This is a genomic window from Streptomyces sp. NBC_00454 (assembly GCF_041434015.1).
Classification (GTDB): Bacteria; Actinomycetota; Actinomycetes; order Streptomycetales; family Streptomycetaceae; genus Streptomyces.
Genome location: NZ_CP107907.1, coordinates 5,169,613 through 5,183,119, shown reverse-complemented (window position 1 = coordinate 5,183,119; position 13,507 = coordinate 5,169,613). Strand labels below are relative to the sequence as shown.

At 74.3% G+C, this 13,507-nt stretch carries 6 protein-coding genes; 1 reads left to right on the top strand and 5 read right to left on the bottom strand.

Translation table 11 applies throughout. The features are described from left to right. Positions 1 to 38: 38 nt before the first annotated feature. From nudC to OHU74_RS24025, 5 genes are all read right to left on the bottom strand, one after another. Positions 39 to 986: an NAD(+) diphosphatase gene (gene nudC, locus OHU74_RS24045; RefSeq protein WP_371617811.1), complete on the bottom strand. Its 948-nt coding sequence runs from the start codon at positions 984 to 986 to the stop codon at positions 39 to 41. A gap of 102 nt (positions 987 to 1,088) precedes the next feature. Then, positions 1,089 to 2,498, bottom strand: a complete 1,410-nt coding sequence (locus tag OHU74_RS24040; protein ID WP_371617810.1) for a dipeptidase — start codon at positions 2,496 to 2,498, stop codon at positions 1,089 to 1,091. Positions 2,499 to 2,508: 10 nt separating this feature from the next. Further along, positions 2,509 to 6,156, bottom strand: coding sequence for a UvrD-helicase domain-containing protein (locus OHU74_RS24035; RefSeq protein ID WP_371617809.1), 3,648 nt, complete (start codon positions 6,154 to 6,156; stop codon positions 2,509 to 2,511). 68 nt (positions 6,157 to 6,224) lie between these two features. Then, positions 6,225 to 9,872: an ATP-dependent helicase gene (locus tag OHU74_RS24030; protein ID WP_371617808.1), complete on the bottom strand. Its 3,648-nt coding sequence runs from the start codon at positions 9,870 to 9,872 to the stop codon at positions 6,225 to 6,227. A gap of 246 nt (positions 9,873 to 10,118) precedes the next feature. After that, complete coding sequence (locus OHU74_RS24025; protein ID WP_371617807.1) at positions 10,119 to 10,469, bottom strand: MGMT family protein; 351 nt, start codon at positions 10,467 to 10,469, stop codon at positions 10,119 to 10,121. Between the two features lie 167 nt (positions 10,470 to 10,636). Between OHU74_RS24025 and OHU74_RS24020 the strand changes: the two genes are divergently transcribed. After that, positions 10,637 to 13,435 (top strand): flippase-like domain-containing protein, encoded by a 2,799-nt coding sequence (locus OHU74_RS24020; RefSeq protein WP_371617806.1) that lies wholly within the window; start codon positions 10,637 to 10,639, stop codon positions 13,433 to 13,435. Positions 13,436 to 13,507: the final 72 nt, after the last annotated feature.

Genomic DNA, 13,507 nt, shown 5'->3' with positions numbered 1-13,507 from the left:
GCCCCCGCCTCGGCGGGGGCCTTCTGCTGTGACGGGGCTTACGCGGCCGGCCTCGGCAGCGGCTTGCCGTACCAGAGCTCGACCAGCCGGGCCGCGATGGAGATCCCGGCCGGCGGGAGCACCTCGCCCGCCTCGATCGCCGCGCGCAGGTCGTCGCGGGAGAACCAGCGGGCCTCCTGGATCTCCTCGCCGTCGACCGTGATCTCGGAGGTCACGGCGCGCGCCGTGAAGCCCAGCATCAGGCTGTACGGGAACGGCCAGGGCTGGCTGGCGACGTAGTCGACCTCGCCGACCTTGACGCCCGCCTCCTCCCAGACCTCGCGGATGACGGACTGCTCGATCGATTCGCCCGGCTCCACGAAGCCGGCCAGGGTCGAGAAGCGCCCCTCCGGCCAGTGCACCTGGCGGCCCAGCAGCGCGCGGTCCTGGTCGTCGGTGACCAGCATGATCACCGCCGGGTCGGTGCGCGGGTAGTGCTCGGCGCCGCAGCCCGGGCAGCGGCGGATGTGCCCGGCGGCCGCGACCACCGTGCGCTCGCCGCAGCGGGAGCAGAAGCGGTGCATGCGCTGCCAGTTCTCCAGCGCCACCGCATGCACCATCAGCCCGGCGTCCCGTGCGCTGAGCAGCATCCCGGCCTCGCGCAGACCGGCGGGGCGGGCCGACTGGTCCATGCGGCCGGGCAGCGAGTCCTTCTGCAGCGCGAAGTACCGTACGCCGTCCTCGTCGGTGCCCAGGAAGTACCGGTGGGTCTCGGTGACCGGGGCCTCGAAGGCCGGGGTCATCACGATGGCGGTGGAGCCGTCGGGGGCGTCGTCGATCAGGACCTGGCCGCCGGAGACCACGAAGACGCGGGTCGTCGGGTGGGACCAGGCCGCGGCGAGCCACGCCTCGTCGAGGCGGTGGTGGGCCTCGCGGTCGATTCCGCTGGGCGCGGCCAGCGAGATCGGGCGCTCGGGCTCGGTATGGGTGCTCACAGGTACTTCCAACTCCCCCGGTGGTAGGACACAGGCAGGCTCAGCAGGACGGGTGTGCGGTGGCAGTGGTTCTGCGGTGGCAGAGGCTCCACGGCGGCAGGGCTCTACGGTGTTTCAGCCGGACGCCGGCTTCCAGTGGGCGGCCAGATCGCCCCAGAGGTAGGCCGTCGTCTCGACTCCCTTGGCGAGCAGATCGAGCTCCACCTTCTCGTTCGGCGAGTGCCAGCCGTCGGAGGGTACGGAGATTCCGAGGAACAGGACAGGGGCGTCCAGTACGTCCTGGAGGTCCGCCGCCGGTCCGGAGCCGCCCTCGCGGGTGAAGCGCACCTTCTGGCCGAAGGTCCGGCCCATGGCCCGGACCACCGACTGCAGCGCCGGGTGGTCCAGCGGGGTCAGGCAGGGCCGGGTGGGGGCGCCGAAGGTGATGGAATGCCGGATTCCGGCCGGGATCCGCTCCGCGACCCAGTCCTTGACGGCCGCCTCGACCTCGTACGGGTCCTGCCCGGAGACCAGGCGGAACGAGAGCTTCAGGTGCGCCGAGGCGGGCACGATGGTCTTGCCGCCGGGGCCCTGGTAGCCGCCGCCGATGCCGTTGACCTCGGCGGTCGGACGGGCCCAGACGCGCTCCAGCGTGGAGTAGCCGGCCTCGCCCGAAGCCGCGTAGGACTTGGCCGTACGGAGCCACTCGGCCTCGTCGAAGGGCAGCTCCGCGATCAGCTCGCGCTCGGCGTCCGTGAGCTCGGCGATGTTGTCGTAGAAGCCGGGGATCGTGACCCGCTCGTCGGCGTCGTGCAGGGCCGCGACGAGGCGGGCGGCGACGGTGGCCGGGTTCGGCACGGCGCCGCCGAAGGCGCCCGAGTGGATGTCCTGGTCGGGGCCGTGCAGGTCGATCTCGCAGTCGGCCACGCCGCGCATGCCGGTGCAGACGGTGGGGGTGGTCTCGGACCACATGCCGGTGTCGGAGACGATCACGATGTCGGTGGCGAGGCGGGCCGCCTCGCGCTCGACGAGGGCGCGGAAGTTCGGGGAACCGGACTCCTCCTCGCCCTCGATGAGGAGCTTCAGGCCGACGGCGGGGGCCGCGGCGCCGGTCGCGGCGAGGTGGGCCCGCACGCCGAGGGTGTGGAAGAACACCTGGCCCTTGTCGTCGGCGGCGCCGCGCCCGTACATCCGGCCGTCCTTGACGACCGGCTCGAACGGGTCGGTGTGCCAGCCGTCGGCGAGGGCGGCGGGCTGTACGTCGTGGTGCCCGTAGACGAGGACGGTGGGAGCGGCGGGATCCGCGCTCGGCCACTCGGCGAAGACGGCGGGCGCGCCGTCCGTCTCCCAGACCTCGGCGACCGGGAAACCGGTCTCCTTGAGCTTCGCGGCCAGCCACTCGGCGCTGCGGCGCACGTCGTCCGCGTGCTCGGGCTGGGCCGAGACGGAGGGGATGCGGAGCCAGTCGGCGAGGTCTTCGAGGAAGGCGGCGCGGTGCGTGTCGATGTACGTGCGGACGACGCTGTCCGCCGGGGTGTCGCTCATGCCCACGAGCCTAACCGTCCGTTCGATGGTCACTTTCCGTGTCCGATTTCCCTTGGAGGATCCGCTCAAGACGGGCCCGATCGGGGAGGTTGCCCGGCCGGATGACGCGGCCGCTGCGGACGTGCAGGAAGGCTGCGGTGATGTCGGCGAGCGGGGTGCCCGTGGCTTCCGCCCAGGCCAGACGGTAGACGGCGAGCTGGAGCGGGTCGGCTTCGGTGGTGCGGCCGGTCTTCCAGTCGACGATCTCGAAGCCGCCGTCGGAATCGCGGTAGACCGCGTCGATCCGGCCGCGGATCACCCGGCCGGCGAGGGTCAGCTGGACGGGCACCTCCATCCGGTACGGGGTCCGGTCGGCGTACTCGCTGCGCTCGAAGGCCGCCTTGAGGGAGTCGAGGTCGGCCTCGTCGGCGATGTCCTGGTCGGAGCCGGCGCCGGGCAGCTCGGTGGCGGGGTCGAGGAGATCGAGGTGCGGCAGCGGAAGCTCGTCGAAGCGGGCCTCGACCCAGGCGTGGAACCGGGTGCCCTGGCGCGCCGCGGGCTGCGGGGGCTTGGGCATGGGGCGGGCTAGGTCGCGCACGAAGCCCTGCTCGTCGGCGGCGAGGCGCATCAGGTCGCTGGCGGAGAGCGCGGAGGGCAGCTCCACGTCGCGGACGGCCGCGCGGGCACGGCGGAGCTCGCCCTCCAGGGCGTCGAGGTCCCGGTCCCAGGAGGCCATGGCTCGGGCTTCCTCGGGGGTGAGGCCGGTTCCTTGGGCGGGGCCGGCTCCTCCGCCGGGTGCGGTCCGTTTCCCGTCCTCGGGCCACAGGTCGTCGCCACCTGGCGGGGTGGTGCGCGGCTCGGGTGCGGCCCAGCCGTCGGCGTCGGCCTCCGGCCAGAGATCGTCCGGGGCCGGGGTGCGGGCGTTTTCTTCCCCCACCCCGCCCCTTCCCGAAACCGGGGCTGCGCCCCGGACCCCCTGCGGGATCCCGCCTGCGGCGGGGCGTGCCCCGGTCTCCGGCCGGGATTCCGGGTCCGGGTCCGGGTCCGGCCAGAGGTCCTCCGGTGGGGGTTCCTCGTCGTAGGACGGGTCCTCGCAGTCCGGAGGCCAGAGGTAGTCGTCGGCGGGGTCCGCCACCGCGGCCGGGCCGTGCGCGGCGGTGGCCAGGTGGGATTCCACCAGGGCCGCCGCCCGGCGGCGCAGGGTGAGGGAGTCCGGGTCCAGGGGCAGGGGCCAGGAGTGGTCCGGGGTGGAGTCCGTGGCCAGGGCCGGGTTCTCCGCGTCCGGCTCCGGGGTGTCCGCCCAGGCTTCGATCTCGCCGTGGCCCGAGGCGCAGTGGTCGTGGAGGGCCGAGAGGAAGGCGGACGGACCCCGGGGCTTCTTCTGGGTCGGGCCCCACCAGTGCCCGGAGGCGAGGAGGAGGGAGCGGGGCCGGGTGAAGGTGACGTACCCGAGCCGGAGCTCCTCGACGGCCTTGTGCGCCTTGAGGGCGGACTTGAAGGAGCGCAGGCCCTGCGAGGTCCATTCCGGGGACGCCGGGAGGGTGGCCGCGTCGCCGCGCAGGTCGTACGGGAGGACCTTCGCGTACGAGGTCCAGGCCTCCGGGGCCTTCTCCTTCGGGAAGGAGCCCGCGCACAGGTCGGGGACCACGACCACGTCCCACTCCAGGCCCTTGGACTTGTGGGCGGTGAGCACCTTGACCGTGTTCTCCCCGCCGGGCAGCGCGTGGTCCAGGCCCTTCTCGTACTGGGCCGCCGTGCGCAGGAAGGCCAGGAAGGCCAGCAGGGAAGCCTCCCCGTCCAGGGAGGCGAAGCCGGCCGCCACGTCCATGAAGCTCGACAGGGTCTCCCGGCGGCGGGCCGCCAGCGCGTGCGGGGACGCGGCCAGTTCCACGTCGAGGCCGGTCGTGGACAGCACCCGGTGCAGTACGTCCATCAGCGGGTCGGCGAGCGAACGCCGCAGGTCGCGCAGTTCCTGTGCCAGGTGCGCGAAGCGGACCCGGGCGGCCGGGGAGAACGGCAGGTCGTCCGGGGCTCCGCCGGATCCCTGGCCCGCGCCGTCCAGGAAGGTCTCCAGGGCGTCGGCCAGGGAGACGACCTCCGACGGGTCCACGCCCTCCACCGCGGCCGCCAGCCGGTCTTCGCCGCCCCCGTCCTGCGGAGTACGGGCTATCAGGGTGCGCGCCCGGCGGCCCAGCAGCGCCAGGTCCCGGCCGCCGATCCGCCAGCGCGGGCCGATGAGGAGCCGGACCAGCGAGGCGTTGGCGCCGGGGTCCTGGAGGACCTCGCAGACGGCGACGAGGTCCGCGACTTCGGGGAGGTGGAGGAGCCCGGAGAGGCCGACCACCTCGACGGGGACGTCGCGCTCGACCAGGACGGCCTGGATCCGCGCGAAGTCTCCGGCGGAGCGGCACAGTACGGCGATCTCGCGCGGCTCCGTACCCGTGCGGACCAGGTGGGCGATCGAGTTTCCGAGCCAGTCGAGCTCCTCGGCGTGGGTCTCCAGCAGGGCGCAGCGGACCGAGCCGGCCTGCTCCTCGCCCGGCGCGGGGCGCAGCGCCTCGACCCCTTCGTGCATGGCGCGCAGCGGGGCGGCGAGCTCGTTGGCCAGGTCGAGGAGGCGGCCGCCGCTGCGCCGGTTCTCGCTGAGCGAGAACCGGGTGGCGGGGCGGCCGTCCGCGTGCGGGAAGTGCTCGGGGAAGTCGTCGAGGTTGGCCACGGAGGCGCCGCGCCAGCCGTAGATGGCCTGGCAGGGGTCGCCGACGGCGGTCACGGCGTGCCCGGTGCCCCCGCCGAAGAGGCCGGACAGCAGCAGCCGCTGGGCGACCGAGGTGTCCTGGTACTCGTCGAGCAGGACGACCCGGAACTCCTCGCGCAGCAGCGCGCCCACTTCGGGGCGGGTGGTGGCCAGCTGCGCGGAGAGGGCTATCTGGTCGCTGAAGTCGAGCAGGTCACGGGAGCGTTTGGCGGCGCGGTAGCGCTCGGTGAGCTCCAGCAGTTCCAGGCGGCCGCGCACGGCCTCGGGGGCCTTGCGCAGGTCGTCGTTGGTGAGTCTGGTGTCGGCCAGGACCGAGAGCAGGTCCGTGTCGTACGCGCGCAGTCGCTCGGGCGGTACCAGGTGCTCGGAGAGCTCCCCGTCGAGCGCGAGCAGGTCGCTGACCAGGTCGGGGACGGATTTGGTGAGGGAGGGGTAGGGGCCGGGGGCCTCGCGGAGCACGCGGGCGGCGAGCTGGAAGCGGGTGGCGTCGGCGAGCAGCCGGGCGCTGGGCTCCAGGCCGATGCGCAGGCCGTGGTCCTTGAGGAGCTGTCCGGCGAAGGCGTGGTACGTCGAGATGCGCGGCTCGCCGCCCACCGCGTCGGCCTCGGCCGGGGAGGGGTCCGGGTCGCTGATGCCGGCCCGCCCGAGGGCCCCCCGTACGCGCTCGGCGAGCTCGCCGGCGGCCTTGTTGGTGAAGGTCAGGCCGAGGACCTGCTCGGGCGCGACCGCGCCGGTGCCCACCAGCCAGACCACGCGGGCGGCCATGACGGTGGTCTTGCCGGAGCCGGCGCCGGCCACGATGACCTGCGGGGCGGCCGGGGCGGTGATGCAGGCCATCTGTTCGGGCGTGAAGGGGATCCCGAGGAGCTCCTTGAGCTGCTCCGGATCGGTGAGCACGGGCTGGGCGGGCGGACGCACGGACACCTCAAAAGGCTAGCCGCCCCCACCGACACTCCCCGCCGGACGGGACCCCAGCTCGGCGGACGCGCGCCTCACTCGACGGTCTGGCGGCCCTCCGGCCGGGCGCTGCACGAGCTGCGGAAGGAGCAGTGGTCGCAGTGCTTGCCGATGGCGGGGGCGAAGCGTTCGTCGAGGACCCGACCGGCGGCGGTGGCGAGCAGGTCGCCGACCCATTCGCCGTGCAGGGGCTCCTGCGCCTGGATCTTCGGGACCTCGTCGCCGCCGTCCTTCTTCGGCGCGCCCTGGCGCAGCTGTACGAGCTCGGCCCCGCCCGGTTCGGGGCGCAGGCCGTCGAAGACCTCGTCCACGGCGCCCTCGCGCACGGCGAGCTGGTAGACGGCGAGCTGCGGGTGGCGCGCGACCTCGTCCTTGGTCGGCGCCCCCTTGCCCGTCTTGAAGTCGACCACGTACGCCCGTCCCTGCGGGTCCGCCTCGACCCGGTCCATGGAGCCGCGGATCCGGACGGCGTACTCCCCCGCTTCGAGCGTGACGTCGAAATCGTGCTCCGTGGCCACCGACTCCCGGCCCCCGCGGTCGGTGGTGTGCCAGCGCAGGAAGCGTTCCAGGGCGGCGCGGGCGTTGTCCTTCTCCTGGCGGGACTTCCAGGGGGCGTCGAAGGCGAGCGAGTCCCAGACGGAGTCGAGGCGTTCCATCAGGACGGCGAGGTCGGCGGGGGTCCGCCCGGAGGCGACCTCGTCGGCGAGGACGTGGACGACGTTGCCGAAGCCCTGGGCGGCGGTGGAGGGGGCGTCGGCCTTGACCTCGCGGCCCAGGAACCACTGGAGCGAACAGGTGTTGGCGAGCTGGTCCAGGGCGGAGCCGGACAGGGCGACGGGTCGGTCCCGGTCGCGGAGCGGGACGCTGCTGCGGGTGGGCTCGTACAGGCCCCACCAGCGCTGCGGGTGCGCCGCCGGGACGAGCGGGCGGTCCTCGTCGTCGGTGAGCACGGCGAGGCGGGCCAGGCGCCGGGCGGCGGCCTCGCGCAGGGCCTCGGAGGCCTCGGGGTCAACGGTGGTGGCGCGCAGCTCGGCGACGAGGGCGGGCACGGCGAGGGGGCGGCGGGGGCGTCCGGTGACGTCCTTGACGGGTACGCCGAGCTCGGTCAGGAACCGGGAGGGCTGGTCGCCGTCGTCGGCCGGGGCCTTGACGGCGGTGACGACGAGGCGGTGGCGGGCGCGGGTGGCGGCGACGTAGAAGAGGCGGCGCTCCTCGGAGAGCAGCGCGCCGGGGGTGAGGGGCTCGGCGAGGCCGTCGCGTCCGATGCGGTCGGCTTCGAGGAGGGAGCCGCGGCGGCGCAGGTCCGGCCAGAGCCCTTCCTGGACGCCCGCGACGACGACGAGTCCCCACTCCAGGCCCTTGGAGCGGTGGGCGGTCATGAGCCGGACGGTCTCGCGGCGGACGGCGCGGGGGGTGAGGGTGTCGCCCGCGATGTCCTCGGCTTCGAGCTGTTCGAGGAAGTTGAGCGCGCCGGCGCCGCCGGTACGTTCCTCCGCGCGGGCGGCGGTGTCGAAGAGCGCGCAGATCGCGTCGAGGTCGCGGTCGGCGTTGCGGCCGGCGGAGCCGCCGCGGCGGGCGTTGCGCTCGAGCCGCTGCGGCCAGGGGGTGCCGTCCCAGAGAGTCCACAGGACCTCCTCGGCGGTGCCGCCGCCGGCGAGGAGCTCGCGGGCCTTGCGCAGGAGCAGGCCGAGGCGCTGCGCGCCGCGGGCGTAGGCCGGGTCGTGGGCGACGAGCCGCTCCGGCTCCGCGAGGGCCCGGGCGAGCAGCACGTCGGAGGGCGCGGGCATCCGGATCCCGGCGGCCCGCTCCTCGTCGCGCAGCGCACGCCCGAGCCGCCGCAGATCGGCGGCGTCCATCCCCCCGAGCGGCGAGGTCAGCAGCACGAGCGCGGCCTCGACCCCGACCCATCCGGCGTCACGACCGGTGTCCTGGTCGGCGTCCTGGCCGGTGTCCTGGCCGTCCGTGGAACCGGGGGCGGCGGCGGATGCGGACTCGGCGGAGCCGGGGCCGTCGGCGGCGGAGCCGGGGCCGTCGGACGGACGGTCCGCGGAGCCGGTCCCGGCTGCGGGCGCGGACGCAACCTCGAACGCGGGCGCAGCCTTGGACGCAGGCGCAGGCACGGCCCCGGGCACAGCTGCGGCCGCGAGCACCGCCTCAGACGCGAGCGCGGCTGCGGCCTCAGGCGCGGGCGCGAGCGCGGCCTCAGAACCGAGCCCGGCCTCAGGGGCGGGCGCGGCCTTGAGGCTGGGCCCGGACCCGGCCTCGGGCTCGGACCCCTCGGTGGTGCCGAGGGGGTCGGCCGGGGTCGCCGGCGGTGCGGGGAGGGCCGACTGGGCCAGGGTGCGCAGGGCCGTCAGGAGGGGGGTGACGGCCGGTTCGTGGCGGAGGGGGGTGTCCGTGCCGTCCGTTTCGGCCGGGACGCCCGCCGCGATCAGGGCGCGCCGCATCTGCGGCAGGGTGCGGCCGCCCGCGCGGACCAGGACGGCCATGTCCTGCCAGGGCACGCCGTCCTCCAGGTGGGCCCGGCGCAGGATGTCGGCGATGTTGTCCAGTTCCGCGCCGGCCGTGGGGTAGGTGAAGACCTCGACCCGGCCGCCGTCCCGGGAGGAGGCGAGCGCGCGGTGGGCCCGTACCGCCGCCGAGGGGAGGCGGGGCACCGGCATGCGGGCGGTCAGCTGCCGGGTGGCTGCCAGGAGCACGGCTGGCGAGCGGCGGGAGACCGTCAGGGCGTGGATCCGCGCACCCGGGAAGGAGGTCTCGAAGTCGAGGATGTTGTTGATGTCCGCGCCCCGGAAGGCGTAGATCGACTGGTCGGGATCGCCGAAGGCGGTCAGTCGGCCCGCCGGTCCGGCCAGTACGCGCAGCAGCCGCAGCTGCGAGGCGTCGGTGTCCTGGTACTCGTCCACGTAGATCGCGTCGTAGGACGAGGACAGCGTCGGGGTGCGCTCCGCCAGCAGCACCGCGCGGTGCAGGAGTTCGGCGTAGTCCAGGGTGCCCTGGAGGTCCAGGACGTCCAGGTACTCCGAGAGGAAGGCCGCCGCCGCCTGCCAGTCCGGCCGGCCCAGGCGGGCCGCGAAGTCGGCGAGGGCGTCGGGGCCGAGGCCCAGCTCGCGGGCGCGGGCCAGGACCGCGCGGACCTCGTCGGCGAACCCGCGCGTGGTCAGCGCGGCCCGCAGGTCTTCGGGCCAGCGGATGGCCGCGCCCGGGCGCAGCCGGCGCTGTCCCTCCAGGAGGGTGCGGACCATGACGTCCTGCTCCGGGCCGGACAGCAGCCGCAGCGGGTCCGCGAACAGTTCGGTGTCCTGGTGGGCGCGGACCAGTCCGTAGCAGAAGGAGTGGAAGGTGGTGGCCTGCGGGGCGCGGGCGCCGCCGAGCCGCAGGGCGGTGCGGTCCCGCAGTTCCACGGCCGCCTTGCGGCTGAAGGTGAGGATCAGAATGCGTGCGGGATCGGTGCCCGCCTCGACGCGGGCCGCGACCGCCTCGACCAGCGTGGTCGTCTTTCCGGTGCCCGGCCCGGCCAGTACCAGCAGCGGGCCGCCGGTGTGCTCAACCACCGCGCGCTGCGCTGCGTCCAGCACAGGAGGATCCACCCGTTCCGGCCCGGTACGCACGAGGCGGTACGCGTCCGGGGTCCGCGTACGCCGCCGCTCGGTGCGGTGGCCGTCGGAGGAAGAGGTGTTCACGTGGGGTGCCGGTCCTGGTGGGTCTGCCGTCGCAGCGGTCGCTGCCGTGGTGACGGCCGCAGCCGAAGCCGAGGCCGAAGAGGCAACGCTACGGCAACCCGCGCGGCCCGCGCAGTTTCCCCGGGTCGGCGGTACGGACCGCCATCGGGGCTGCCGTCCGGGCTGCCATCCGGTCCCCCGCATCGCTCGTACGGGGCTTCGGACGCTCCTTCGACCGCCCGTTCGGGCCGCGCATGGCCGAAGCTGTCAGATGTGACCTTCGTCCTGCGTTGTGACTGCCCCGGCGGATCCGTCCCAGCGCGCCCGCCGCATGTCCAGCCGCGGTTCGCCGTCCGCGGTCAGGCGCAGCGGGGTGGCCTCGGCGCGGTAGTTCTCCAGTGCGCGCCGTTCGCTGCCGGGCAGCGGGCGGCCGTCCGCCCGCACCACGCGCCACCAGGGCACGGCTCCGCCGTACAGTGCCATGACGCGGCCGACTTGCCGGGGTCCCCCCTCGCCGAGCCACTCCGCGACGTCGCCGTACGTCATCACCCGGCCGGGCGGAATCCGCTCGGCCGCCTCCAGCACCCGCTCCGCGTAGGCGGGCAGCTCTTCGCTCATCCGGCCCATGGTGCCGCACGGGACCGGCAAGGCGGTGGAAGCCCGCGTTCCGGACCGGCTCGCACCCTGATGCCCCGAGCGGCCGCCGGTCCGTGCCACCATCTTCCGGGCGGTGACGCGTGATACGTGATCAAGAAGAGATGGAAGTGACGGAAAAGGAGCAGGGTGTGAGCCCTCCGGACGACGGCGCGACGGGGCACTCCGGCGACTCCGGCGACTCCGCTGACGCGAAGGACTCCACGGACTCCAAGAGCGCCTCGGACTCCGCGGACTCCCCGAGCCGCTCCACGGACGCCCTGGCCGCCTTGGCCGCCGAGGCCCCGCACGGGCACACCCCGACCGCGGCCGACCAGGTGGAGGTCGACGAGCCGCTGCTGGCCGCCCGCGTGCACCGTCCCTCCGACCTCGTACGGCTCCTCGTCGGCGTCCTCGGCATCGCCGTGGTCCTCGGCATCGCCGCCTTCGCCCACGGCACCACCGCGGGCCTGGAAGCCGACATCAGCAACGGCACCGGCCAGGCGCCGGACGTGCTGATCAAGGTCGCCGGGCTGGTCTCCAGCATCGCCGTGCTCCTCGTGCCGGTGGCCTTCGCCATCGAGCGGCTGATCAAGCGCGACGGGCTGCGCATCGCCGACGGCGTGCTCGCCGCCGTGCTCGCGCACGGAGTCACCCTCGCCACCGACCTGTGGGTCTCCCAGGGCGCCTCCGCGACCATCCAGGAGGCCCTCACCCGGCCGACCGGGGCCGGCGGGGCCCTCACCGATCCGGTCCACGGCTACCTCGCGCCCGTGATCGCGTACATGACGGCCGTCGGGATGACCCGGCGGCCGCGCTGGCGGGTCGCGCTGTGGGTGGTCCTACTGCTGGACGCCTTCGCGATGCTGGTCGGCGGCTACACCACCCCCTTCTCGATCATCCTGACCGTGCTGATCGGCTGGAGCGTCGCGTACGGAACCCTGTACGCGGTCGGCTCGCCGAACGTCCGGCCCACCGGGCAGAACCTCCTCGCGGGCCTGCGCCGGGTCGGCTTCCAGCCGGTCAGCGCGATGCGCGCCGAGTCCCCGGAGGGCCCCGACAGCACCGAGGTCAGCGACCGCGGGCGGCGCTACCACGTGACCCTGGAGGACGGCCCGCCGCTGGACGTCACCGTCGTGGACCGCGAGCAGCAGGCCCAGGGCTTCTACTACCGGGTCTGGCGGCGCCTGACCCTGCGCGGGATCACCACCCGGCGCAGTCTCCAGTCGCTGCGCCAGGCCCTTGAGCAGGAGGCGCTGCTCGCCTACGCGGCCATCGCCGCCGGGGCCAACGCGCCCAAGCTGATCGCCACCTCCGAGCTCGGCCCGGACGCCGTGATGCTCGTCTACGAACACCTCGGCGGCCGGAGCCTGGACTCGCTGGCCGACGAGGAGATCACCGACGACCTGAGCCGCAACGCCTGGGAACAGGTACGGGCCCTGCAGTCGCGGCGCATCGCGCACCGGCGGCTGACCGGGGACGCCCTGGTGGTGGATCGTTCCGGCAGCACGGGTTCGGGCAGCACGGGTTCGGGCAGCACCGCGGGCAGCGGCTCGGGCAGCATCACCCTGACCGACCTGCGCGGCGGCGAGATCGCGGCCGGCGACCTCGTGCTGCGCATGGACATCGCCCAGCTGCTCACCACCCTCGGCCTGCGGGTCGGCGCCGAGCGTTCGGTGGCCTCGGCGGTGTCCGTCCTGGGCCCGGACGCGGTGGCGGACTGTCTGCCGCTGCTCCAGCCGATCGCGCTGAGCCGCTCCACCCGGGCCACGCTGCGCAAGCTCGCGCGGGAACGGGCGGACCGGGAGCGGGAGGCGGTACTGGAGTCCTCGCGGGCGGCGAAGGCCGCGCGCGAGGCGGACTCCGCTTCGCCCACCGCGCGCTCGGCGGCCGACCGCAAGGCCGAGAAGAAGGCGCTGGACGACGCGCTCGACGGGGCCCGCGAGGAGGACCTGCTGAGCCAGATCCGCCAGCAGGTGCTGCTGATCCGCCCGCAGGCGGAGGCGGAGCCGGCCCGGCTGGAACGGATCCGGCCGCGCACGCTGGTGTCGTTCATCGCGGGCGCCTTCGGCGCGTACTTCCTGCTCACGCAGCTCGCGCACGTCAACTTCGCCACGATCGTCAGTGAGGCGCGCTGGGGCTGGGTCGGGGCCGCGCTGGCCTTCTCGGTGCTCACGTACTTCGCGGCGGCGATGAGCCTGCTGGGCTTCGTGCCCGAGCGGGTGCCGTTCCTGCGGACCGTACTGGCGCAGGTCGCCGGATCCTTCGTGAAGCTGGTGGCTCCGGCGGCGGTGGGCGGTGTCGCGCTGAACACCCGCTTCCTCCAGCGGGCCGGCATCCGGCCGGGGCTGGCGGTGGCCAGCGTCGGCGCCTCGCAGCTCTTCGGGCTGGCCAGCCACATCCTGCTGCTGCTGTCCTTCGGCTATCTGACGGGCACCGAGAAGACCCCGGAGATGACCCCGTCCAGGACGGTGATCGCCGGTCTGCTGACGGTGGCCGTGCTGGTGCTGGTGGTCACGGCGGTGCCGTTCCTGCGGAAGTTCGTGGCGACCCGGGTACGGGCGCTGTTCGCGGGTGTGGTGCCGCGCATGCTGGACGTCCTGCAGCGTCCGCAGAAGCTCCTCACCGGCATCGGCGGGATGCTGCTGCTGACCGGCTGCTTCGTGATGTGCCTGGACGCCTCGATCCGCGCCTTCGGCGGCGGCGAGGCCATCAGCTACGCGAGCATCGCGGTCGTGTTCCTCGCGGGCAACGCGCTGGGCTCGGCGGCGCCGACTCCGGGCGGCATCGGCGCGGTGGAGACCACGCTGACGCTGGGTCTGATCGCGGCGGGGCTGGAGAACCAGGTGGCGATCTCCGCGGTGCTGCTGTTCCGGCTGATGACGTTCTGGCTGCCGGTGCTGCCGGGATGGATTTCCTTCAACTTCCTGACGCGCAAAGAGGCGATCTGAGAAGGGCCGGTATGGCCGGAAAGTCCCACGTGTAGCGCACGCGTTCCCGGGCACGATATCGGGACGCGGAAC

Bases quoted from the DNA above. Each gene is read 5' to 3' on its own strand.
- OHU74_RS24040 (WP_371617810.1), bottom strand. From the start codon at position 2,498: ATGAGCGACACCCCGGCGGACAGCGTCGTCCGCACGTACATCGACACG.
- OHU74_RS24025 (WP_371617807.1), bottom strand. From the start codon at position 10,469: ATGAGCGAAGAGCTGCCCGCCTACGCGGAGCGGGTGCTGGAGGCGGCC.